Genomic DNA, 22,689 nt, shown 5'->3' with positions numbered 1-22,689 from the left:
AACGGGAGGCGCGGGGGACAGGGGCTCGCCGCTAGAGTCGCGGGGTGCCCAACCGAGACGGCCTTGTGGAGCCGGAGCCATTCACTCCTCAGCGCGAGAAGAGGGTGTACCCGCCGTTGCAGTGGTGGCCGCTGCGCGTGATGAATCCGTGGCACAAGTTCGGGTTCCTCGTCGGACTCTGGGTGTGCGGGTTCGTCATCTCGGCGGGGCTTCGGCTGTGGATTCCCTCCGACGTCGTCCTCGTAGTGTTGGCGCCGTTCACCGTAGCCGCGCAGGTGGCGCTGGCCCGGTCGTTCCGTGGAGTGGATGAGTCAATCCACGCCCGACGCCCGTGGTGGCGATTGTCTGCGCGTCCCCGAGCGGGCTGGTGGCTCTCGGGCTTCTACGTGTTGTCGATCGCAGGGTTCCTCAGGTCGAATCACCACTCGTTCGCGGAATGGATTGTCCTCGTCGAATTCGCGTTCTGGGCCGTCGCCTTCCTCAACTCGTCCATCCGCCTCACCATCGTGCGCCGTCGCACCCGACAAGGAGGAATGCAGCATGCCCAATAAGGACGGTCTTGCCGACCCGCAGCGGTCCCTCGCCGAGCGGGAGAAGATCGAGTACCCACCCCTCGAGTGGTGGCCGCTGCGAGTGATGAACCCGTCGCACAAGCTGGGGTTCCTCGTGGCGCTCGTCGTGGCCAACCTGGTCGTCGTCCGCCTCCTGGGCGCGGTCCTCCCCGATCGGTTCACGCTGATGATCACGGGGCCGTTGTGGCTGGCCGCCGTCATCATTCTCGCCCGATCGTTCCGCGGGATCGGTGAGCCCGTCCGACCGCCCCGCGCATGGTGGAAGTTGACGTCTCGTCCCCGCGCTGGGTTCCTCCTCGGCACGATGTATCTGCTGTCTTCGATCACGCTGCTCGCTCCGACGCTGCAGAGCCCCAGCGGGTGGGCGGCAGGCGCGAATGCTCTCCTCCTCGGCGTCGCCTTCCTCAACTCCTCCATCCGCCTCACCATCCTGCGTCGTCGCCCCCAATAAAGAGGAATGCGCCCGCGGGTATGCGCCCGCGACTAAGTTGGGTCTGTGACTGACGAAGACGCGCTTGGCGTGCGGCTGCGGCCCGAGATCGTGGCGGTCCCCGCCTACAAGCAGGGGCGCCCGGCGCCGGCGGACGGTTTCAAGCTGTCCAGCAACGAGAACCCCTATCCCCCGCTCCCCTCCGTCGTGGAGGCCGTGGCCGGCACCCTGGCCGAGCTCAACCGGTACCCGAACGCGGGCGGCGCCGACCTCCGGGAGCGGCTCGCCGAGCGGCACGGAGTCGAGGTCGACCAGGTCCACCTCGGCAGCGGGTCGGTCGCGCTGCTCGCTCAGCTCATCTCCGCCGCCGCAGGTACAGGCGACGAGGTCGTCTACTCGTGGCGGTCGTTCGAGGCCTACCCCGGCCTGGTCACCGTCGCTGGCGCGACCAGCGTCCAGTCGCCGAACCGGGCGGACGGCGGGCACGACCTCCCCGCGATGGCTGCGGCGATCACCGACCGCACCCGCGTCGTCATCGTCTGCACGCCCAACAACCCGACGGGTCCGGTCGTCACGGCCGCCGAGTTCGAGGCGTTCATGGCCTCGGTGCCGCGCGACCTCCTGGTGCTGCTCGACGAGGCCTACTACGAGTTCGTCACCGACGACGCCTCGGTGGATGGCATCCCGCTGCTCCCGCGCTACCCGAACCTCGTGGTGCTGCGCACGTTCTCGAAGGCCTACGGGCTCGCCGCGCTCCGGATCGGCTACGCGGTCGGGCCGGCGGCGGTGCTGAACGCGGCGCGGTCGGCGGCCATCCCGCTGTCGGTGACCGACGCCTCCCGGGTCGCGGCGCTCGCCTCGATCGATGCGGAGGACGAGCTCATGGAGCGTGTGGCGCGCATCGCCATGCGCCGCGACAAGCTGCGCAATGCTCTGATCGAGCAGGGCTGGAACGTCCCGGAGGCCTACGGCAATTTCGTCTGGCTGGTCACCGGCGAGCACACCGCTGCTGCCAACGACGCATTCTTCGACGCCGGGCTCACCGTGCGGGCGTTCCCGCCGGAGGGCATCCGGATCAGCATCGGGGAGCAGGAATCTGTGGAGAAACTCCTGCAGGTCACCGCCGATCTTGTGCGGAACCTACCAAATGGGCACCCGGGCAAGCGGTTAGGTTAGAACGGTGGTTGCGACGAACGATACCCCGCGCCCGGCGAACACCGTCCAGCTGCTGACCGCAGACGGCCGGTTCCAGCCGAGCGACCCGGCCGGAGAGTACCTCCCCTACCTCGAGCGACTCGGGGAGGAGGACTACCGCACCTTCTACCGCGACATGCTCCGCGTGCGGGCGGTCGACAACGAGGGAGCCAACCTCCAGCGCCAGGGCCAGCTCGGCCTCTGGGTGCCGAGCCGCGGCCAGGAGGGCGCCCAGGTCGGCTCCGCCCGTGCGGCCAAGCCCCAGGACAACCTCTTCCCGTCGTACCGGGAGCACGTCGTCGGCATGATCCGCGGCATCGACCCGGTCGGCATCATGGGACTGCTGCGCGGCACCACGCACGGCGGCTGGGACCCGACCGACCCGGCGATCCACGGCTTCCACCTCTACACGCTCGTGATCGGCTCGCACACGCTGCACGCCACCGGCTACGCGATGGGCGTCAAGCTCGACGGCAAGGTCGGCACCGGCGACCCGGTCGTGGACGAGGCGGTGATCGCCTACTTCGGCGACGGAGCGACCAGCCAGGGCGACGTCAGCGAGGCGTTCGTCTTCGCGGCCAGCTACCAGACGCCGCAGGTCTTCTTCCTGCAGAACAACCACTGGGCCATCTCGGTGCCGGTGAAGACGCAGTCGCGCACCCCGCTCTACCTGCGGTCGAGCGGTTTCGGCATCCCGGGCGTGCAGGTCGACGGCAACGATGTGCTCGCCGCCTACGCGGTGACCGCGAAACACCTCGACGACGCCCGAAACGGCGAGGGCCCGAGCATGATCGAGGCGCTCACCTACCGGATGGGCGCGCACACGTCGAGCGACGACCCGACCAAGTACCGCACCGACGACGAGGTGGCGTACTGGGCCGAGCGCGACCCGATCCTGCGGTTCCGGGCGTTCCTGGAGAACCAGGGCGTCGGCCAGGCGTTCTTCGACACGGCGGAGGAGGAGGCGGCCGACCTGGCCGCCGACGTCCGCCGGCGCACGCTCACCCTTGAGGCTCCGCCGATCGAGAGCATGTTCGACAACGTCTACAGTGAGCCGCATCCCGTGATGGACGAGCAGCGACGCTGGCTGCAGGAGTACGAAGCGTCGTTCGGAGGTGACGCATGAGCGACCTGAGAGGCGAGACCGGATACGTGGAGGCCGAACTGGTGGAGGACGAGACGCCGGACGGTGACAGCGCCGTGCACGACGAGCCGTTCGACGACACGCAGGCCATCGACGTGGTGGAGATCGTGGAGAGCGACCCCGACTCGCGTGTGCTCGAGGAGCATGTGGCCGAGCAGGAGTGGACCCGCGAGTTCGTGGTCGAGGACGAGACGGTTCCGGAGCAGGCTGCCGCGATCGACACGGAGTCGGAGGTCGGTGAGCCGCAGGAGACCGCGGCCGAGGCTGAGGCCCCCGCCGAGCCGGCCGGCCCGCGCATCCAGTCGATGCCGATGGTCAAGGCGCTCAACGCCGGCCTCCGGCGCGCGCTCGCCGAAGACCCGAAGGTCCTGCTCATGGGCGAGGACATCGGCCCGCTCGGCGGCGTCTTCCGCGTCACCGAGGGCCTGCAGGCCGAGTTCGGCGCGAAGCGCGTTCTCGACACGCCCCTCGCCGAGGCGGGCATCATCGGCTCGGCCATCGGCCTGGCGATGCGCGGCTACCGTCCGGTGGTGGAGATCCAGTTCAACGGCTTCGTGTTCCCCGGCTTCGACCAGATCACGACGCAGCTCGCGAAGCTGACCAACCGCCACAGCGGTGCGGTCTCGATGCCGGTCGTCATCCGCATCCCGCACGGCGGCCACATCGGCGCGGTCGAGCACCACCAGGAGGCGCCGGAGGCGTACTTCGCGCACACCGCGGGTCTGCGGATCGTCGCGCCGTCGACGCCGAACGACGCCTACTGGATGATCCAGGAGGCCATCGCCTCCGACGACCCGGTGATCTTCTTCGAGCCGATGAGCCGCTACTGGCCGAAGGGCGACGTGGACACCGAGGAGAACCCGGTGCCGCTGCACGCCAGCCGTGTTGTGCGCACCGGCACGGACGCGACGATCGTGGCGTGGGCGGGGATGGTCCCGGTCGCGCTGCGCGCCGCCGAGGTCGCCGCCGAGGAGGGCCGCAGCCTGGAGGTGGTCGACCTCCGTTCGCTCGCACCCATCGACTACGCGCCCGTGCTGCAGTCTGTGCAGAAGACCGGCCGCCTCATCGTGGCGCAGGAGGCCCCCGGCACCGTGTCCGTCGCCTCCGAGGTCGCCGCGGTGGTCGCCGAGAAGGCCTTCTACTCGCTGGAGTCGCCTGTGCTCCGCGTCGCCGGCTTCGACACCCCCTTCCCGCCGGCCAAGCTGGAGGGCGTCTACCTGCCCGACGCCGACCGCATCCTCGAAGCCGTCGACCGCGCGCTCGCGTACTGAGCCCCGCCGAACGAAAGAAGCCGCACATGAGCGAGTCCCAGTTCCTGCTGCCCGATGTCGGCGAGGGTCTGACCGAGGCCGAGATCGTCTCGTGGAAGGTCGCGCCCGGTGAGCCGGTCGCGGTCAACCAGGTGATCGTGGAGATCGAGACCGCCAAGTCGCTCGTGGAGCTGCCGTCGCCGTTCGAGGGGACGGTCAGCGAACTGCTCGTGTCCGAGGGCCAGACCGTGGAGGTCGGCACGCCGATCATCACCGTCACCGGCGGCTCCGCTCCCGCCGCCCCGGCCGAGCCGGTCGGCGAGGTCGAGGAGGCCGAGGCCGACGCCGCGCAGAGCGTCTCGCACGAGGTGGACGAGCCGAAGCCGGGCGCCGTGCTCGTCGGGTACGGCGCGGCCGGTCACGGGTCGAGCCGCCGGCGCCGGGTGACGCACCCGGGCACCGCCTCCATTCCGGTGACGTTCACGCCGGCTCCCGCGCCTTCGCAGGCTGCCGCGCCTGCCGCCGCCACCCCGTCCGCACCGGCCGGCGCCTCCCCCATCGGCAGCGCCCCCGTCATCGCCAAGCCGCCGATCCGCAAGCTGGCGAAAGACCTCGGCGTCGACCTCACGCAGGTCACTCCGACCGGTCCGATCGGCGACATCACCCGGGAGGACGTGCTCCGCGAGGCGACCCAGGCGAGCGTGTTCCGCAACATCCAGACACCGGCGTGGCCGGACGACCGTGAGGACCGCATCCCGGTGAAGGGCATGCGCAAGGCGATCGCCACCGCGATGACCACCAGCGCCTTCACCGCCCCGCACGTCAGCCTGTTCGTCGACATCGACGCCACCCGCACGATGGAGTTCGTCAAGCGCCTCAAGACGTCGCCCGACTTCGTCGGGGTCAAGGTGTCGCCGCTGCTCATCGTTGCGAAGGCGATCATCTGGGCCGTGCGCCGCAACCCGACCGTGAACTCGACGTGGACCGACGAGGAGATCATCGTCCGGCACTACGTGAACCTCGGCATCGCCGCCGCGACGCCCCGCGGACTGATCGTCCCGAACGTCAAGGAGGCGCAGGGGATGACGCTCCTCGAGCTCGCCAAGGCGCTCGAGGAGCTGACCCTGATCGCGCGCGAGGGCAAGACTCCCCCGGCCGACATGGCCGGCGGCACGATCACCATCACGAACATCGGCGTGTTCGGCATGGACACCGGCACGCCCATCCTGAACCCGGGCGAGGTCGGCATCGTCGCGCTCGGCACGATCAAGCAGAAGCCGTGGGTCGTGGACGGCGAGGTGCGTCCGCGCTACGTCACGACCGTGGGCGCCTCCTTCGACCACCGCGTGGTGGACGGGGATGTGGCGTCGCGCTTCCTGGCGGACGTGGCCTCCATCATCGAGGAGCCCGCGCTGCTGTTGGACTGAGCGCCGCACATTCGTGCCGAATGTGGCGTTTGGCCGCCCCATTCGCGACATTCGGCACGAATGTGTGCCGGGGCTTAGTGATTTTGACAATCGTTCTCAATTAGGGATACATTCGTGGGACACCACGAATTAGACAGGTCCCCATGTTGAAGCGCTCCGTCTTCGCCCTCGCCCTCGCCCTCGCCGCAGCGACCGTCGCCGCGCTCACCGGCTGCTCGGCCGGCTCCGCCGCCGACGACGGCAAGGTCCGCGTCGTCGCCAGCACCAACGTCTACGGCGACATCGCCTCCACGATCGCCGGCAACGCCGTCGAGGTGACCGCGCTGATGTCCGACCCGGCGCAGGACCCGCACTCGTTCGAGGCGAGCGCCCAAAGCCAGCTCGCCGTGTCGAAGGCCGACATCCTCATCGAGAACGGCGGCGGCTACGACGACTTCATGAACACCCTCCGCACCGGCTCGAAGAATACGAAGGCCACCGTGCTGAATGTGGTCGACGTCTCGGGCAGGAACGCCGGCGGAGGAGAGCTCAACGAGCACGTCTGGTACGACTTCCCGACCATCCAGAAGTTCACGACAGCCCTGACCGACGCGCTGTCGAAGGCCGACCCGGCCCAGAAGGCGACCTTCGCGAAGAACGCCGCTGCCTTCTCCGGCAAGCTGGCTGCCCTCCAGGCCCGGGAGGCCGAGCTGAAGGCGCAGTACGCCGGAGAAGGGGTCGCGATCACGGAGCCCGTCCCGCTCTACCTGTTGGAAGCCAGCGGGCTCGTGAACAAGACGCCGGAGAAGTTCAGTGCGGCCATCGAGGCGGGCACCGACGTGTCCCCGCTCGTGCTGCAGCAGACGCTCGCGCTGTTCAGCGGCCACCGCGTACGGCTGCTCGCCTACAACGAGCAGACCAGCGGGCCCGAGACCGACCGCGTGCGGGCGGCGGCCGCGGCAGCGGGCATCCCCGTCGTCCCCGTCACCGAGACGCTGCCGAAGGGCAAGGACTACGTGAGCTGGATGAACGCGAACCTGGACGCCGTGGGAGCGGCGCTGGCCAAGTGAGCGAGCCGATCGAACGCGTGGCCGCGCCGGCCGAGCGCGACGTCGTGCTCAGCCTGCGCGACGCCGCCCTCGGCTTCGCGGACCGCACGCTGTGGAGCGGGCTCGACCTGGACGTGCACGCCGGCGAGTTCGTCGCCGTGCTCGGACCGAACGGCTCAGGCAAGACCAGCCTGCTCAAGACGATCCTCGGCCAGCAGTCGCTCGACTCCGGGAGCATCGTGCTCGACGGCCACGCGGTGCGTCGCGGCGATCGGCGGATCGGGTACATCCCGCAGCAGAAGCTCATCCCCGCCGGGACCCCGATGCGCGCCCGCGACCTCGTCGCGCTCGGCGTCAACGGGCACCGTTGGGGCCTCCCCATCCCGAACCGCTCCGACCGCGCGCAGGTGGACCGGCTCATCGACTCCGTCGGGGCGCGCCGCTACGCGGATACCCCTGTCGGATCGCTGTCCGGCGGAGAGCAGCAGCGCCTCCGCGTCGCGCAGGCGCTCGCCGGCGATCCGGCACTGCTGCTGTGCGACGAGCCGCTGCTGTCGCTCGACCTCCAGCACCAGCGCGGGGTCAGCGAACTCATCGACCGCCGCCGCCGTGACCACGGCAGCGCCGTCGTCTTCGTCACGCACGACGTGAACCCGGTGCTCGGGATGGTGGACCGCGTGCTCTACCTGGCCGGCGGCCGGTTCCGCACCGGCACCCCCGACGAGGTGCTGCGCAGCGAGGTGCTCACCGACCTGTACGGCACGCCCGTCGACGTCATCCGCAGCCGCGGGCGCATCGTCGTCGTCGGCATCCCGGACGCCGAGACCCACGAGCACCACGACCACACCCGTACCTCGCACCCGGAGCCGGCCGCATGAACGATCTCTGGTCGCAGCTCTTCAACTTCACCGACTACGGCGAGCTGCTCGCGCTGGTGCGCAACTCGATCTTCGCGGGTGCGGTGCTCGGCGTCGTCGGCGGCCTGATCGGCGTCTTCGTGATGCAGCGGGACATGGCGTTCGCCGTGCACGGGATCAGCGAGCTCTCGTTCGCGGGGGCGGCCGTCGCGCTGCTGTTCGGCGTGAACGTCGTCGCCGGGTCGCTCGTCGGATCGCTGATCGCCGCCATCCTGATCGGGCTGCTCGGCGCGAAGGCGCGGGACCGCAACTCGATCATCGCGGTGCTGATGCCGTTCGGGCTCGGGCTCGGAATCCTGGCGTTGGCGCTCTATCCCGGCCGCAGCGCGAACAAGTTCGGCCTGCTGACCGGCCAGATCGTGTCGGTCGACGACCCGCAGCTCGGATCGCTGCTCGTCATCGGGGCGCTGGTGCTGATCGGCCTCCTGCTGATGTGGCGCCCGCTGATGTTCGACAGCCTGGACGCCGACGTCGCGGCCTCCCGCGGCGTCCCGACCCGTTTCGTCGCGCTCGCCTTCATGGTGCTGCTCGGCCTCGCGGTCGCGGTGTCGGTGCAGATCGTCGGCGCGCTCCTGGTGCTGTCGCTGCTCGTGACGCCCGCGGCCGCGGCGATGCGCATCTCCTCGTCGCCGCTGCTGGTGCCGCTGCTGAGCGTGGGCTTCGCCCTCCTCTCGATCGTGGGCGGCATCCTGCTGGCGCTCGGCAGCTCCCTGCCGATCAGCCCGTACGTGACGACGATCTCGTTCCTCATCTACGTGGCCTGCCGGCTGGTGGGCGCCCGGGGTTCCCGGCGACTCGTGAGCCAGAGAGGCTAGCCTGGAACAGTGAAGCGCAACACCTGGCAGCGGGAGGCCGTCCGAGAGGCCCTGTCCTCGACGGAGGGCTTCATCAGCGCGCAGGGGCTCCACCTGACCCTGCACGAGACGGGCTCCCCGATCGGCCTGGCGACCGTGTACCGCGCGCTCGCCGACCTGGCGGCGGAAGGCGACGCCGACTCGCTGCAGTCGCCGGAAGGCGAGAGCCTCTACCGCGCGTGCACGACAGGGCACCACCACCACCTGATCTGCCGCAAATGCGGGCTGACGGTGGAGATCGAGGCCGACGAGGTCGAGCAGTGGGCGCGCGCGGCGGCGGCGTCGCACGGGTTCACACAGGCGCAGCATGTGGTGGATGTGTTCGGGTTGTGCGCGGGGTGCACGGCGAAGGCTGCGGAATCTAACGCCTGACATACGCGTTCGCTAGAGTGGTCCGATGCGGATCGGGGTCTACGTCGACGGGTACAACCTCTACTACGGCGCGAGGAAGCACTGCGGCCGCTCGACCGCTGGCTGGCGGTGGCTGGATGTGCGCGCACTCGTGGAGCCGCTCGCCGGCTGGCCGGGCGCTCGGATCTCACGCGTGGTCTACTGCACCGCTCGCGTCGATCCCCTGGACAGTCCGGACGCCCGCCTCGATCAGTCCATCTATCTCGATGCCCTGCTGGCGGCGGGGTCTGTTGATGTGATCGCTGAAGGCCGCTATGTCTCGTGGGCCAAGGCCGAACCGCTGGTGGCAGAACCGCCGGGCACCTATCGCCCGAGCGTGTACCGGCACGACGATGAGTCGTGGGACAGTCGCCTGCCGTTGCGAGCGATCCCCTCTGGCGACGATCGGCTCGTGATGGCGACAGTCAGGAAGCGCGAAGAGAAGGGGTCCGACGTCAATGTCGCATCCCATCTGCTCTTCGATGTGCTCACCGGGGCGGTGGATGCGGCCATCGTCGTGTCGAACGACTCGGACCTCGAGTTGCCGCTGAGGCTCGCGCGCGAACGCGTGCCCGTCGGAACGGTCAACCCATCGACGAATCCGACGGCCGGCGCCTTGAAAGGCGAGCCGAACGATGGTGTGGGGCGGCACTGGTGGCGACGACTCACAGCGGCGGACTACCGGCGGAGCCAGCTTCCGGACCCCGTCGAGACGTTACGGAAGCCGACCGGGTGGTGACAAAAGAAAGACCCGCTCTCACGTGGAGAAGCGGGTTGGTGGTTCAAGCATACACAAAAGGTGGTTGTAGTGCCACGAATCGCGATTTGGCTGCGTCTGCCCCGATGCCGTAGCATAGATGTTTGGCTGAGTGGGCTCCTCCCACTCCGTTAGCCGTGTACGAAACCCCAAACGAAAACGCGTGGGAAGTCGTGCGCCGACAAGTGACCTTGGGTGGTGCCGGAAGGCATCACGGTATTGGAGAAGAAAGCAATGGCAGCAGTGTGCCAGGTGACTGGAGCCGTTCCCGGCTTCGGTCACAACATCTCGCACTCGCACCGCCGCACGAAGCGCCGGTTCGACCCGAACATCCAGAAGAAGACGTACTACGTCCCGTCTCTTCGTCGTAACGTCACCCTGACCCTGAGCGCCAAGGGCATCAAGGTCATCGACGCCCGTGGCATCGAGTCTGTGGTCAAGGACATCCTGGCCCGTGGGGAGAAGATCTAATGGCGAAGCAGCAGGACATCCGTCCGATCATCAAGCTCCGTTCGACGGCGGGCACCGGTTACACCTACGTGACCAAGAAGAACCGCCGCAACAACCCCGACCGCCTCGTGCTCAAGAAGTACGACCCTGTCGTGCGCAAGCACGTCGACTTCCGAGAGGAGCGCTAAACATGGCCAAGACGTCCAAGATCGCCAAGAACGAGCAGCGTAAGGTCATCGTCGAGCGCTACGCCGCCAAGCGCGCCGAGCTGAAGAAGCAGCTCGTCGACCCGAACGGCACCGACGAGTCCCGTGAGGCCGCGCGCCTCGGTCTGCAGAAGCTCCCCCGCGACGCTTCGCCCATCCGCGTGCGCAACCGCGACGCGGTGGACGGCCGTCCCCGTGGAAACCTCAGCAAGTTCGGCATCTCGCGTGTCCGCTTCCGCGACATGGCGCACCGAGGCGAGCTGCCCGGCATCACCAAGTCGAGCTGGTAACACCCAGCGTCGGCTGCTGAGAAGCAGCGAACGACACCCTTTGGAGGGGCGTCCGGCATCCGCCGGGCGCCCCTTCGTCGTCCCTGGGGCTGGACACGCCCTGGCAACAGGCGAAAAATCCGCGAGAATCCGCGTAATTCCGCGGGATTCTGATACATTCGAGGCGGTCAACCGACCAAAACGTTATGGCCCCCTGTGGCCTCAACCGTTCCACAAGACAGCTGAATCACCAGCACAAGGTCCGAGGAGGACACTCAATGGCTGACAACCTGAACAAGACCGAGCTCGTTGCTGCCGTCGCCGCGGCGTCGGGTCAGAGCCAGGCCACCGTCTCGAGCGTCGTCGACGCGTTCTTCGCCACGATCAGCGAGACCGTCAAGGGTGGCGGCAAGGTCACCATCCCGGGTTGGCTCGCCGCCGAGCGCACCGAGACCGCCGCTCGCACGGGCCGCAACCCGCAGACCGGCGCCGAGATCTCGATCCCGGCCGGCCACCGCGTCAAGCTGACCGCGGGCTCCAAGCTCAAGGCTGCCGTCAAGTAACAGCCTGAACCAGGCTCCACGGGGGCGGCGTCGCGACTGCGGCGCCGCCCCCGTTCCGTTGTGCCGACAGGGATCTGCGCCGCTGCGCTGTGGGCGGGCGCACAGCAGCGGAGACGTAGGCTTGACGGGTGCCCAGACTTCTCCGCGTGATCGGTCCCGCCGTGCTACTGGCGGCCGCTCTCGTGTCCGTCGTCGCGGCGCTCTCCTTCGGCGGAGGGGCCGCTGCGCCCCTGCTGCTCGACCCCGGCGCGCTGGTGCGCTGGGGCCTCCCGATCTCGACGCTCGTCGTCAACCTCAGCCTGTCGGGGACCGTCGGCGCGCTGATCCTGGCCTGCTTCGCCTTCAACGCGGACAGGGACGAGTACGGCACTGCCCTGGACTTCGCCGCCGCTTGTGCCGCGATCATGACGGTGGCCGCCGCGGTGACCGGGCTGTTCACGTTCGTCAGCGTCGCCAACGTGCCGTGGTCGTTCGACCAGACCTTCACCAACGGGCTGAGCTCGTTCGTCACCAGCGTGTCGCTCGGTCAGGCCTGGCTCGGCATCACGCTGATCGCCGCCGCCGTCACGGTGCTCTGCTTCGCGGTGCGCAACCAGACGGCGATCGTCTTCGTGGCGCTGCTGGCGATGGCCGCGGTCGTGCCGATGGCACAGCAGGGTCATAGCGCGGAGGCCTCAGGCCACGACGCCGCGGTGACCTCCTTCGGGCTGCATGTGCTGTTCGCCGCGATCTGGCTGGGCGGCCTGCTGACCCTCATCGTCATCAAGCGCACGCTGGCCGGCGGTCGGCTGGTGACGGTGCTGGAGCGGTACTCCAGCGTCGCGCTCATCTGCTTCATCGTGGTGGCCCTGTCGGGGTATGTGAACGCCGAGCTGCGCGTCGGGACGCTGGCCGAGCTGGCGACGCCGTACGGCATCCTGGTGCTCGTCAAGGTCGCTGCGCTCGTCGTCCTCGGGCTGTTCGGCCTCCTGCAGCGCCGTGTCCTCATCGAACGGCTGAAGCGGTTGGGCGAAGGCCGGACGTTCTGGTGGATCGTCACCGCCGAGCTGGCCTTCATGGGCATCGCCTCCGGCGTGGCCGCGGCGCTCGCGCGCACCGTGACGCCGGTGCCGCAGACCAGGGCCGCGACGCCGACGCCCGCGGAGATCCTCACCGGCGAGAAGCTCCCGCCGGAGCTCACCTGGGGGCGGCTCTTCACGACCTGGAACTTCGACCTGCTCTGGGTGCTCGGCTGCGGCTTCGCGCTGTTCTTCTACCTGGCGGCCGTGTGGAGGCTGCACAAGCGCGGCGACAAGTGGCCGATCTACCGAACGGTGCTCTGGACGCTCGGCATCGCCCTGCTCTTCTACATCACCAACGGCGGTGTGAACGTCTACGAGAAGTACCTGTTCTCGGCGCACATGTCGGCGCACATGGTCCTGACAATGGCGGTCCCGCTGCTCCTGGTGCCGGGCGCGCCGGTGACGCTCGCCGCCAGGGCGATCCGCAAACGTCAGGACGGCACGCGCGGTGGCCGCGAGTGGATACTGCTCGCGGTGCACTCCCGCTTCGCGGGGATCATCTCGCATCCGCTCGTCGCGGCCGGACTGTTCGCCGGGTCGCTCTGGGCGTTCTACTACACGCCGCTCATCCGCTGGGCGACGACCGACCACATCGGGCACGAGTGGATGGTCGTCCACTTCGTGATCACCGGCTACCTGTTCGTGCAGTCGCTGATCGGCATCGACCCGGTCAAGTACCGGCTGCCGTACCCGTTCCGGTTGCTGCTGCTGCTCGGCACGATGGCGTTCCACGCGTTCTTCGGGCTGTCCATCATGCAGATGAACGGCCTCCTGCTGGCGGACTGGTTCGGCGCGATGGGCCGGACCTGGGGAGCCACTCCGCTGGTCGACCAGCAGACGGGGGGTGGGATCGCGTGGAGCATCGGCGAGATCCCGACGGTGATCCTGGCGATCGTGGTGGCCATCCAGTGGAGCCGCAGCGACGAGCGCGACTCGAAGCGGCAGGACCGCAACGCGGATCGTACTGGCGACGCCGACCTGAAGGCGTACAACGAGCAGCTCGCGCGGCTCGCGGCGCGGGACGGCACGGCGCAGCGGTAGCGCCTACTCCCCCACGACGATGTCGAGCGAGCCGTCCGGGCGGATGACGACGCTGGTGAGGGACACGGCGAACTTCTCGTCGGACTCCCGGTGCTCGATGCTGCCGTCGAAGATGGATTGCACCGTCACGGAGAGGTGCGCGATCCCGACCGCCTGGGACATCGTCCAGGAAGTGTCGCCCGCCACGAGGTGGACCGCGGGGTACTGCGTCACCTTCCAGGTGGGCGCGCCCTGCACGCGGTCGTCGATCACCACGCCGAACGGGCATCCCGCGGGTTGCAGGACCTGCTGCTTCGCGCACTCGTCGAGGAAGCCGTTCAGCTCCTTCTGCACGGCCGCCGTGAAGGCGTCGTTCGGTTGCGCGTCGACCGTCGCCGCGACCGTGGCGGCCGGCGCGGTCGCGACGTTCACCGGCGCGGCGTGCGTGTACCGGTCGGAGTGGCCCAGCACGTAGAGCGACGGCGCGGGGACCAGGTATCCGGCGCTCACGCTGAAGGCGCTCGCCGGCTGGGATGGGGCGGCGGCGCGCGGGCTCACGGTGCGGCCGCCGACGGTGAAGGTCTGCGCGTGCGCGACGGTGATGTGCGCGACGCCGACCGGTGTGCGCGCGAACGCCCACGTCGGCAGGAGGCCGAGGATGGCGCCGGTCGGACGGAGTTCGAACGCGGCGGTGACCGGATGGCCGTCCGCGACGACGTGCACTGTCACCGTGCGGAGGCCGCCCGGGCCCGCCGTGTCGGAGACAACGCGGGCGTCGGTGTAGTCCGGGAGGAGGTCGGAGCGCAGCAGCTCGTCGGAGGCGTCCGCCGGCAGTCCGGCGGCGGCCAGCGCCTGCTTCGTCGGCGCAGCGCCGGGCATGGCGAGCGCGCTGGTCAGGTCGTGCGAGGCGAGCGCACCGACGTAGGCGGAGACGAATCCCTCCGGGCTGTAGAAGGCCCGCTGGACGGCGCCGAGCGCGGCGAGGAACGCTGCGACGAGGAGGATGCCGACGCCCGCCCAGAGCAGCACCGGCCGGAGTCCACCGACCCTGCCGTCCCCACCCATAACTGCCATCCTATGGGCCTGTGGATAAGCCGTCCTGGCGCTGCGCGCGGGGTTAGAGTAGTTCGGCAGGTCGCGCGAGGGAAGGGATCCGGATGGGCGGACTCTCGCTCTCGCCCGAGCAGCGGGCGGTGTTCGAGCTGATCGAGCACACGCGCGACCATGTGTTCGTGACGGGCCGAGCCGGAACCGGCAAGTCGACGCTGCTCAACCACCTGTCGTGGAACACCGAGAAGTCGATCGTCATCGCCGCGCCGACCGGCGTCGCCGCGCTGAACGTCGGCGGCCAGACCATCCATTCGCTGTTCAAGCTGCCGATCGGGGTCATCGCCGACCACGACATCGACCAGACCAGCGAGCTGCGCAAGCTGCTGAACAGCATCGACACCCTGGTGATCGACGAGGTCTCGATGGTGAACGCCGACCTGATGGACGCGGTCGACCGGAGCCTGCGTCAGGCCAGGCAGCGGCCGAAGGAGGTGTTCGGCGGCGTCCAGATCGTGCTGTTCGGCGACCCGTACCAGCTCGCCCCCGTGCCGGGCGACCACGAGGAGCGCGCCTATTTCGCCGACACCTACCGCTCGATGTGGTTCTTCGACGCGAAGGTGTGGCGGGAGGCCGACCTCCAGATCGTCGAGCTGCTGCAGGTGCACAGGCAGCACGAGTCCGACTTCCGCTACATGCTCAACGCGGTGCGGCACGGGCAGGTGACGAAGGAGATCGCCGACCGGCTGAACGAGGTCGGCGCGCGCCCGGCGCCGCGGGACGGCACGATCACGCTTGCGACCCGCAACGACACGGTGAACCGGATCAACGCGCAGGCGCTGGAGCAGCTGCCCGGCCGTCCGCTGACGGCCAAGGCCGAGGTGAGCGGCGACTTCGGCGGCCGCAACTACCCGGCGGACGAGGTGCTGGAGCTGAAGGTCGGCGCGCAGGTGATGTTCCTGCGCAACGACGTCGGCCAGGGCGACGGGCCGCGCTGGGTGAACGGCACCATCGGCACGGTGACCCGCATCGACTCCAACGTCTACGTGGACGTCGACGGCCAGGTGCACGAGGTCGAGCCGGCGATCTGGGAGAAGTACCGGTACAGCTACTCCCCGGAGACCAAGAAGCTCACCAAGGACGTGGTCGCGGACTTCACGCAGTTCCCATTGCGGCTCGCGTGGGCGGTCACCATCCACAAGTCGCAGGGCAAGACGTACGACGCGGCGATCGTGGACCTCGGTGCGCGCGCGTTCACCTCGGGGCAGACCTACGTCGCGCTGAGCCGGATCACCAGCCTGGAAGGTCTCTACCTGACCCGTCCGCTGCGCCCGAGCGACATCACGGTCGATCCGGACGTGGAGCGCTTCATGCGCGACGCCCGGTCGATGCGGGTGCCGATCGCGGCGGAGTGACCGGGCTCCGGCCCGATCCCTAGGGAGCCCGGCCCGGGACATGGCATGCTGGGCGGGGCGCGTTCGGGTGCGCCGACGAGAGGAGACGCCGATGGCGGTCATGTTCGCACTGGATCTGAGTGACGGGCAGCACGTCGAGACGGCGGGCAACGGCGTGATCGGGCGCAACCCGGCCTCCCACACGCCTGGCACCGAGTTCGACGACCCCGCGAACGTCGAGATGGTGACGGTGGCGGACGACGCCAAGTCGGTCTCCCGCGCGCACCTCGCGTTCGGACAGTACGACGGGGTCTTCTGGGTGATGGACCTCGGCTCCGCCAACGGGACGACGATCACCTATCCGGGCGAGGGCACCTTCGCGTGCGATCCGAACACGCGGCACGAGGTCGACCCGGGATCGATCGTGCGGTTCGGGAACGCATCGTTCGCGCTGAGCCGCCGGAGCTGAGCCGCCGGGGGTGAGCCGCCGGACCACGCCTTCGGTCGCTCTGGTGGCAGGCCGTCGACACCGAGGCCTTCTTGGTGTGGGCCTGCCGCCCAGTACCGACGGCAGACCCACACTCGCTAGGACGCCGTCAATCGACCGGCACGACGACAATGACCGTCTTCCGCTCGGCGGGCGCGTCGCGTTGCAGCTGTGCCAGCGGCGACAGCACCAGAACGAGTGTCGCGGTCGCGGCGACGAGGCCCCTGGCGCTCGTCGACTTGATCGCGACGGTGATGCCCTTGTGGGTGTCCTTCTGCATAGTGTGTTTCTCCTTGTCGCGGCATCCGTTTGATGCCTTCGTAATACGAAGGGATGTCGTGCTGAGTCAGCACTCCGCACGGGTCCTTCGCCAGAGAAGACAGGTGCTTGGGAGCTGAGAGCTCCCAGGCACTTCCGTCCTCCATTCTTACAAGGAGCGCTCGGGGGAGCTTCCTGCTCCCCCGGCGGCTAATCGCCTAGAGCTATGTCTGTGTGTGCCTGGTGACGATGACAACGACTGTCTGCTGCTCCCCCGGCACGCCTCGAGGTGCGCAACACGTCACCGGCAGCAGCGCGAGAGCGAGTGTTGTGATGCCGGCCGTGATCAACTTGACAAGCGTCGGGACGATCGTTGCTGTGGTGTATCTGCGCGCGTTCGATTTCACGTTGGTTCTCCTTCTCGTGGCATCGGGATTGATGCTTCACTTCCTAGAAGGCGGTCCACGCGAAGTTGACAACTTCGTGAGCCGAACTAGCTCCAGAAGAGGAGACACGGGGGGTCTCACCCTCCCGAGGGTCCAACGATCGACAACCGGGGTTTTCACTCTGGAACACGCGCAGTCCGCACGCGCGTCATTTCGACGGGCGGACGCACTCACACAGCCCGACTCCGTCAGTCACGGGTTCGGCCCGCACACTCCGCCCGATACCCGGCCTCACCGCCGCGCCGCACGAGGCGGATTGCTTTGCCGTACCAACGCCACAATCGCGTTGGCCGGCATTTTTGAAGTCACGGCACAGTAGAACCGCGCCGCCCCCAGACCGCGGCGCCGCCGTACTCAGTGGTGGTGGTGGACCGTCACTGCTGCGACACCGGCGTTCGTGGCCCCGAGCGCGGGAATGGTCACCGCGCAGACCGCGCAGGCACTGACCAGAAGCGCCGAGACGAACCGCAGCGCGCTGCCCGCGTGACGCGCGGGCCGGCCGCGTCGCAGGACGATCGCGGTGACCGCCGCGACGACGACGTCGAGCAGCGATGCCACGCCCATCGGCAGGAGAGGGAGCGTGAGCACCGTGCCCGACGTCGCCGTGGCGCCGGCCGTGGCGAGCGCGGCCCAGATCCCGACCGGCACCAGCGCCAGTGCCGGGATCAGGCCGAACAGGGGAGGTCGCTCGCGGGCCAGCGTCAGGACTGCCCAGGTCAGTTCCGCGGCGGCGACCGCCACGAAGAGCGCGAGTAGCGGGAGGGGTGCGCTGGGGGCGAGGGCGGCGTGAAGCAGCCCTGCCCCCAGCGCGGCCACGGCGAGGAAGGCCCTGGTCGCCGGAGCGACCGGGGCTGACCCCTTCATCCTGCTCATGGGAAGCGCCGTGGCCTGGTCGGTCAGGCGGCGACCGAAGAGGAGCGCACAGTCCGCTCGGCGCCGAGACCGACACCGAGGAGCACGATGGCGCTCACCAAGTGGAGGAAGTGGTCGGGGGTGTTCAGGGCGAGGATGTTCGCCCCGGTCCCGACCAGGAAGAAGCCGACGATGCCGAGGAGCAGGTAGACGGCTCCGACGGTGGTGTTGACGGCCTTCGCCGCAGCTGCCCGGGTGAGGCCGGCGATGAGCAGCGCCGCGCCGATGAGCAGGTGGGCGATGTTGTGCAGCGGGTTGACCTCGAAGATGCCGAGGATCAGGCCACCCTTGGTGGCTACGAAGCCGACGCCGCCGGTGAAGGCGAAGCCGAGCAGGCCGACGAGCAGGTAGACGGCGCCGAAAATGGTGGCGACGAGGCGGTTCGGTGATGTGCGCATGTGTCGTTCCTCCTTGGAAGACGGCGCGCGGCGTGCGCGCCTCACACAGGAATTCGGGGCACTCGGCCGATCGGATTGGACACGGCATCCGGGGACTCCGCGCGGACGTCGCCGCACGCTACAATCGCTGCCACAGGAGCGTCGGGGGGATGCGATGGGACGAGGGACAGGTCTCCGCAGAATCGTCCTCGCGGCGTCCGCCGCCGGCCTCGCGCTCGCCCTCGCCGCGTGCGGCAACACCGGCGCGAACCCCGACTTCCCGCCGCAGCATCAGGGCGCCCTCCCGGCGGCCACGGTGACGCGGCTCACCGCGGCGGTGACGGACGCGATCGCGCTCTCCGGAGGGTCGGCCGCCCTCGTCGGCGTGTGGGCGCCCTGGGCGGGGAGCTGGACGACCGCGATCGGGACCACGACCCGCGGCGGCTCGGTGCCGGTCACTCCCGCGATGACGTTCCGCGTGGGACAGCTCACCACCGCGATGACGTGCACCGTGCTCCTCCAACTGGTCGACGAGGGCACCGTGAAGCTCGACGACCCGGTCTCGCAGTGGATTCCGGGTCTCGTGGGCGTCGGCGGCGTGACGCTGCGCGAGCTGTGCCAGAACACCTCCGGCTTCGGCGACTACACAGCGCCTCTGCACCGTGAGTTCCTGGCCAACCCGGCGCGCTACTGGCCGCCGCTGGAGCTCGTGAGCGACGGCGTCGCGATGGCGCGCATCGGCAAGCCCGGCGAGAAGTACAGCCCGTCGCAGACGAACGCGCTGCTGCTCGGGATGGCGCTGCAGAACGCGGCGGGCCGCAACTGGGGGCAGCTCTACCAGAGCTACGTGTTCGGCCGGCTCGGGATGTCGGCGAGCGTGCTCCCCGACGACAGCGTCCTCACCGTGCCCGGCCCGCATCCCGCGGGCTATGTGGCCCCGCTCGACGCCAACGGCGCTCCCGTGTGCGCCAAGCCGCAGGACATCACCGCGCTGTCGCCGTCGCTGGGCTGGACGGCGTCCGGGGTGGTCTCGAACGTCGCTGACCTCAAAGTATTCGCGCAGGCGCTCGCCAGCGGCTCGCTGCTGAGCAGCAGCTCGGCGGACGCCCAGGCGAAGACAGTCGGCGCCGGGGCGTCCTGGCTGGGCTACGGGCTCGGCGTGCAGGTCGTCGGGCCGCTCCGCGGTGCGGCAGGGGCCGTCCCTGGCTACCTGTCGGCGATGTACGCCGACCCGTCGTCGGGACTGACCGTCGTCGTGGCTCTCAACGACTCGACGCCGGGTGCCGGGTTCGCACAGGCGCTGGCCGAGCGGCTGGCGTCGATCGCGTCGAAGGTTCCCGCGGTGCAGAAGGGCGCGAAAGCCGTGGCGACGCTGCCCTGGTCGGAGGACCAGGCCACGGCCGCCATGAAGGCCGCGGCGCCGTGTCCGGCAAAGGCCGCAGCGGGCTGACCGCCGGAGCATAGCGGATGGCTCCGCGATTGCAATGCATTCATTTGTCACCCGACTTGGGTCGTTACAGGATGCTGGTCAGCCCGCTAATTTCAAGAGTGCCGAAGCGTCTACCCCTAATCGGGCGCAGAGGTGAAGTGCGCACCCGAGCGTGATTTACACCCACCGAAACCCGCCGTGGTCCTGCCCTAAGACCGCGAACGACAGAGGAATACGTGAACACACACTCGCGCGATCAGCTCGTCATCGAGCACCTGCCGCTCGTCGGCTACATCGTCTCCGACCTGTGCAACCGCGGCACCCATCTCGACAGGGATGAGCTGGCCTCCGCAGGCCAGTTCGCTCTGTTCCAGGCGTCCCGCTCCTTCGACCCCGACCGCGGCGTGCCGTTCGGCGCGTACGCCCGCACCCGGATCTCCGGCGCCCTGGCGGACGAGCTGCGCTCGCAGGACTGGGTCTCCCGCGGAACCCGCAAGACGATCAAAGAGACGCTGCTGATCCGGGACGGGCTCTACCAGACGCTCGGCCGCACGCCCACCATCGACGAGATGGCCGTCTCCCTCGGCGTGGACCGCGCGACCGTCGTCGCCACCCTCCGCGAGTCCGCGACCGGACCGGTCGCGATCGAGGAGCGGTCGGAGGAGCTGGTCTCGGCCATCCTCGGCCCGGAGGAGTCGGCGGAGACGTCGGAGCGCGAGACGTTCCTCCGCGCGGCCGTCGACGCCCTCCCGGAGCGGCTGCACCTGATCGTCACCCGGCTCTTCTTCGAAGACAGGCAGGTCAAGGACGTGGCCGCCGAGCTCGGCGTCACGCACGCGGCCGTGTCGCTGGCGCGGACCGAGGCGATGAAGCTGCTGCACGAAGGCTGGCTCCTGCACTTCGACCGGGACGCCGGCGTGCTCCCGCTGCCCGACAGGAACCCCCGCACGAAGCGGTCGGCCTACCTCGCCAAGCTCGCGGAGTTCACCGCGCACCCGACGGCGGTCACGCAGCGGGTCACGGCCTGACCGATCGTCAGAGGACGGTGTCGATCAGCCTGGCGCTCTGCTCGGTGTGATCGATCTCCCCGTTCGCGCGGTAGGTCGCGGTCGACTGCGCCCGCACCTCGCGGATCTCGGTGATGACCTCCACCAGCGCGCGCAGGTGGTCGGTGAAGATCTCGGCCCACATCGGGCTCGGCGCGCCCTCGGCGAGGTCGCGCAGGAGGGCGCCGTGCGTCAGTCCCCAGGACTCGCCGAGACTCGAGATGGCGACGGCGGTCGAGAGGCTGGATTTGCCGAGCCGTCCGGTGACGACGTCGATCTCGCGGGAGGCGTGCGCCAGCCAGCGGGTCATTCCTGCCGTGCGGAGCAGCCGCTCCTCCTCGTACTTGAAGAGGAGCATCTCCAGGAGCTCCCGCTGCCGCCAGAGCTGGGCCGTCAGCTCGTTGGCCTCGTTCGTCGTCATCGGCAGTTCCATTCGTGAAGCGCACTCGGGTGTGCGGGCCGAGGTCCGCGTTGCGTACACACTACTTGCCGTCCCGGCGCAAACCGAGGGCGGGTTCCTCTCAGGCCGTTCGGCGCAGCGGCACCTGCACCCGGGCGAGGTCGTCCGTGGCGATCACCTGCTCGCCGGTGCGGGTGACCGGGTCGATGAAGATGGGCGCGAGGAGGTTCACCGTCACCTCGTCGGCGTGCGGTGTCACCACCAGGAAGACGCCGGACTCCCGGCCGGCCGGCCGGTCCAGCTCCCCCACGAAGTCCGGCATATACGCTGCCGCGTCGACCAGGAACAGCCGGATCGTCGGTTGCGCGCTCGCCCGGAGCGTGTAGGTGTCGCGGGCGCCGTCGAGCGGGGCGAAGTCGTACTCGGTGAACGACCCGAGGCCGGCGAGCGGTTCCTGGAAGCTGATCTGCACTGTCATCGGAGGTAGTCCATCAAGGTCGGCTGGATGCTTTTGGCTGTGACGGCCAGGGCGGTCTGGTACGCGACCTGCTGCGTCTGCATCTCCAGGATGGCATGCGCGGCGTCCACGTTCTGGATTCCGTTCTGGGTGGTCTGCAGCGTCGTGGCCTGCGTGGTGAGCGCCGAGGTCGCCCCGGTGAGCTGGTTCTGGGCGCTGCCGACGGTCGCCTCGGCGCCCCGGATGTTCGCGGCGACGGCGTCGATCGCGGTGAGCTGCCCGCCCACGTTCCCTCCGCTGCTCACGGTGCCGGCGATCGAGTCGATCAGCGCGAAGACCGAGGAGGCGCCGGTGCCGAGCACCGACGACCCGTCGACGTCGACCCGGACGGTCTGGTCGGTGCCCACGCGCCGGTTCACCGACGAGCCGGCCGTCCCGTTGAAGGTGTAGTCGGGGTTGAACGCGCTGCCGGCGTCGGAGGTGCCCGCGAAGACGCTCCGGCCCTGGTACTGCGTGTTCGCCAGCGTCAGCAGCGTCTGCTTCAGCGACTGCAGCTGGGTGGCGATGGCCGTGCGCGAGCTCGGGGTCTGGGTGGCCGTGTTGGCCGCCTGCACCGTCAGGTCGCGGACCTGGTTGAGGGTGTCGTTCATCGACGAGAGGGCCGTGCCCGCGGTCGCGAGCCAGGCCGTCCCGTCGCCGGCGTTGCGCTGGTACTGCGTGTTCTGCGCGAGCTGCCGTTGCAGGTCGAGCAGGGTCGCGGCGCCCGCCGGGTCGTCGGAGGTCTTGCTGATCGCGAGCCCGCTGGAAACCTGCTCGTCGAGCTGGTTGAGCCGCTGGGCGCTGAGCTGGAGGTTGCGCTGGGCCGACGCGAGCTGCGTCGACTCGGTGACACGGAATGACATGT

Annotated in this window: 27 protein-coding genes; 20 read left to right on the top strand and 7 right to left on the bottom strand. The window is 69.2% G+C overall.

The genetic code is table 11. From position 1 onward, the window contains the following. The first annotated feature begins 44 nt into the window (after positions 1–44). The 16 genes from ACFRFH_RS05575 to ACFRFH_RS05500 all read left to right on the top strand — a co-directional run bounded on the left by ACFRFH_RS05575 (position 45) and on the right by ACFRFH_RS05500 (position 13,553). Positions 45–551, top strand: coding sequence for a hypothetical protein (locus tag ACFRFH_RS05575; protein WP_382462003.1), 507 nt, complete (start codon positions 45–47; stop codon positions 549–551). Next, positions 541–1,023: a hypothetical protein gene (locus ACFRFH_RS05570; RefSeq protein WP_382462002.1), complete on the top strand. Its 483-nt coding sequence runs from the start codon at positions 541–543 to the stop codon at positions 1,021–1,023. The genes ACFRFH_RS05575 and ACFRFH_RS05570 overlap by 11 nt, the downstream gene beginning before the upstream one ends. A 45-nt stretch (positions 1,024–1,068) precedes the next feature. Beyond that, complete coding sequence (locus ACFRFH_RS05565; RefSeq protein WP_382462001.1) at positions 1,069–2,178, top strand: histidinol-phosphate transaminase; 1,110 nt, start codon at positions 1,069–1,071, stop codon at positions 2,176–2,178. Positions 2,179–2,182: 4 nt separating this feature from the next. Next, positions 2,183–3,322, top strand: coding sequence for a thiamine pyrophosphate-dependent dehydrogenase E1 component subunit alpha (locus ACFRFH_RS05560; protein WP_382462000.1), 1,140 nt, complete (start codon positions 2,183–2,185; stop codon positions 3,320–3,322). 323 nt (positions 3,323–3,645) lie between these two features. Continuing rightward, positions 3,646–4,611, top strand: a complete 966-nt coding sequence (locus ACFRFH_RS05555; protein WP_382462733.1) for an alpha-ketoacid dehydrogenase subunit beta — start codon at positions 3,646–3,648, stop codon at positions 4,609–4,611. 26 nt (positions 4,612–4,637) lie between these two features. Beyond that, the gene (locus tag ACFRFH_RS05550) at positions 4,638–6,017 is read left to right on the top strand and encodes a dihydrolipoamide acetyltransferase family protein (protein ID WP_382461999.1); all 1,380 of its coding nucleotides are present in this window, start codon (positions 4,638–4,640) and stop codon (positions 6,015–6,017) included. A 143-nt stretch (positions 6,018–6,160) separates the two neighbouring features. Beyond that, positions 6,161–7,066: a metal ABC transporter solute-binding protein, Zn/Mn family gene (locus ACFRFH_RS05545; RefSeq protein ID WP_382461998.1), complete on the top strand. Its 906-nt coding sequence runs from the start codon at positions 6,161–6,163 to the stop codon at positions 7,064–7,066. Next, positions 7,063–7,923: a metal ABC transporter ATP-binding protein gene (locus ACFRFH_RS05540; RefSeq protein ID WP_382461997.1), complete on the top strand. Its 861-nt coding sequence runs from the start codon at positions 7,063–7,065 to the stop codon at positions 7,921–7,923. Before ACFRFH_RS05545 ends, ACFRFH_RS05540 begins: the two co-directional genes overlap by 4 nt. Continuing rightward, a complete protein-coding gene (locus ACFRFH_RS05535; protein ID WP_382461996.1) occupies positions 7,920–8,777 on the top strand; it encodes a metal ABC transporter permease in 858 nt (285 codons plus the stop codon). Before ACFRFH_RS05540 ends, ACFRFH_RS05535 begins: the two co-directional genes overlap by 4 nt. 9 nt (positions 8,778–8,786) lie before the next feature. Further along, on the top strand, positions 8,787–9,188 hold the full coding sequence (locus tag ACFRFH_RS05530; RefSeq protein ID WP_382457852.1) for a Fur family transcriptional regulator: 402 nt from the start codon (positions 8,787–8,789) through the stop codon (positions 9,186–9,188). Between the two features lie 25 nt (positions 9,189–9,213). Then, positions 9,214–9,945, top strand: a complete 732-nt coding sequence (locus ACFRFH_RS05525) for an NYN domain-containing protein (RefSeq protein WP_382461995.1) — start codon at positions 9,214–9,216, stop codon at positions 9,943–9,945. Positions 9,946–10,197: 252 nt separating this feature from the next. Continuing rightward, the gene (rpmB, locus tag ACFRFH_RS05520) at positions 10,198–10,434 is read left to right on the top strand and encodes a 50S ribosomal protein L28 (RefSeq protein WP_382457854.1); all 237 of its coding nucleotides are present in this window, start codon (positions 10,198–10,200) and stop codon (positions 10,432–10,434) included. Next, on the top strand, positions 10,434–10,601 hold the full coding sequence (gene rpmG, locus ACFRFH_RS05515; protein WP_285114818.1) for a 50S ribosomal protein L33: 168 nt from the start codon (positions 10,434–10,436) through the stop codon (positions 10,599–10,601). Before rpmB ends, rpmG begins: the two co-directional genes overlap by 1 nt. Positions 10,602–10,603: 2 nt before the next feature. Then, positions 10,604–10,909, top strand: a complete 306-nt coding sequence (rpsN, locus tag ACFRFH_RS05510; RefSeq protein ID WP_345838803.1) for a 30S ribosomal protein S14 — start codon at positions 10,604–10,606, stop codon at positions 10,907–10,909. A gap of 257 nt (positions 10,910–11,166) precedes the next feature. Continuing rightward, positions 11,167–11,451, top strand: a complete 285-nt coding sequence (locus ACFRFH_RS05505; RefSeq protein ID WP_308457987.1) for an HU family DNA-binding protein — start codon at positions 11,167–11,169, stop codon at positions 11,449–11,451. Between the two features lie 128 nt (positions 11,452–11,579). Continuing rightward, positions 11,580–13,553, top strand: coding sequence for a cytochrome c oxidase assembly protein (locus ACFRFH_RS05500; protein WP_382461994.1), 1,974 nt, complete (start codon positions 11,580–11,582; stop codon positions 13,551–13,553). 3 nt (positions 13,554–13,556) lie between these two features. On the opposite strand, the gene ACFRFH_RS05495 is transcribed toward ACFRFH_RS05500, so the two are convergent. Then, on the bottom strand, positions 13,557–14,597 hold the full coding sequence (locus ACFRFH_RS05495; RefSeq protein WP_382461993.1) for a hypothetical protein: 1,041 nt from the start codon (positions 14,595–14,597) through the stop codon (positions 13,557–13,559). Positions 14,598–14,689: 92 nt separating this feature from the next. Here ACFRFH_RS05495 and ACFRFH_RS05490 point away from each other — a divergent pair, with 92 nt between their 5' ends. After that, complete coding sequence (locus ACFRFH_RS05490) at positions 14,690–15,994, top strand: ATP-dependent RecD-like DNA helicase (RefSeq protein ID WP_370055363.1); 1,305 nt, start codon at positions 14,690–14,692, stop codon at positions 15,992–15,994. Between the two features lie 91 nt (positions 15,995–16,085). Then, positions 16,086–16,442, top strand: coding sequence for an FHA domain-containing protein (locus ACFRFH_RS05485; RefSeq protein WP_382461992.1), 357 nt, complete (start codon positions 16,086–16,088; stop codon positions 16,440–16,442). Positions 16,443–16,569: 127 nt separating this feature from the next. Here ACFRFH_RS05485 and ACFRFH_RS05480 read toward each other — a convergent pair whose 3' ends face one another. The 3 genes from ACFRFH_RS05480 to ACFRFH_RS05470 form a co-directional block, all read right to left on the bottom strand. Continuing rightward, positions 16,570–16,740: a hypothetical protein gene (locus ACFRFH_RS05480; protein ID WP_382461991.1), complete on the bottom strand. Its 171-nt coding sequence runs from the start codon at positions 16,738–16,740 to the stop codon at positions 16,570–16,572. Positions 16,741–17,518: 778 nt separating this feature from the next. After that, positions 17,519–18,037, bottom strand: a complete 519-nt coding sequence (locus tag ACFRFH_RS05475; RefSeq protein WP_382461990.1) for a hypothetical protein — start codon at positions 18,035–18,037, stop codon at positions 17,519–17,521. Positions 18,038–18,060: 23 nt separating this feature from the next. Next, entirely contained in the window at positions 18,061–18,474 is a 414-nt protein-coding gene (locus ACFRFH_RS05470) for a DUF4383 domain-containing protein (protein ID WP_382457861.1), read from the bottom strand. Between the two features lie 154 nt (positions 18,475–18,628). On the opposite strand from ACFRFH_RS05470, the gene ACFRFH_RS05465 reads away from it, so the two are divergent. Together ACFRFH_RS05465 and ACFRFH_RS05460 are read left to right on the top strand one after the other, a co-directional pair. Then, positions 18,629–19,903 carry a serine hydrolase domain-containing protein gene (locus ACFRFH_RS05465; RefSeq protein WP_382461989.1) on the top strand — a complete coding sequence of 425 codons (1,275 nt, stop codon included), beginning with the start codon at positions 18,629–18,631 and terminating at the stop codon, positions 19,901–19,903. Between the two features lie 215 nt (positions 19,904–20,118). Beyond that, positions 20,119–20,910, top strand: coding sequence for a sigma-70 family RNA polymerase sigma factor (locus tag ACFRFH_RS05460; protein WP_382461988.1), 792 nt, complete (start codon positions 20,119–20,121; stop codon positions 20,908–20,910). Between the two features lie 7 nt (positions 20,911–20,917). Here ACFRFH_RS05460 and ACFRFH_RS05455 read toward each other — a convergent pair whose 3' ends face one another. From ACFRFH_RS05455 to flgL, 3 genes are all read right to left on the bottom strand, one after another. After that, positions 20,918–21,349, bottom strand: coding sequence for a flagellar protein FlgN (locus ACFRFH_RS05455; protein ID WP_382461987.1), 432 nt, complete (start codon positions 21,347–21,349; stop codon positions 20,918–20,920). Between the two features lie 100 nt (positions 21,350–21,449). Further along, on the bottom strand, positions 21,450–21,806 hold the full coding sequence (locus tag ACFRFH_RS05450) for a flagellar assembly protein FliW (RefSeq protein ID WP_382461986.1): 357 nt from the start codon (positions 21,804–21,806) through the stop codon (positions 21,450–21,452). Then, complete coding sequence (flgL, locus tag ACFRFH_RS05445; protein ID WP_382461985.1) at positions 21,803–22,687, bottom strand: flagellar hook-associated protein FlgL; 885 nt, start codon at positions 22,685–22,687, stop codon at positions 21,803–21,805. Before flgL ends, ACFRFH_RS05450 begins: the two co-directional genes overlap by 4 nt. Positions 22,688–22,689: the final 2 nt, after the last annotated feature.

Origin of the sequence: Leifsonia sp. NPDC056824 (genome assembly GCF_042789575.1) — a bacterium.
In the GTDB taxonomy this organism is placed as follows: domain Bacteria; phylum Actinomycetota; class Actinomycetes; order Actinomycetales; family Microbacteriaceae; genus Leifsonia.
Note: the sequence above shows the minus strand (reverse complement) of the source record. Positions and strands in the feature narration are given on the sequence as shown.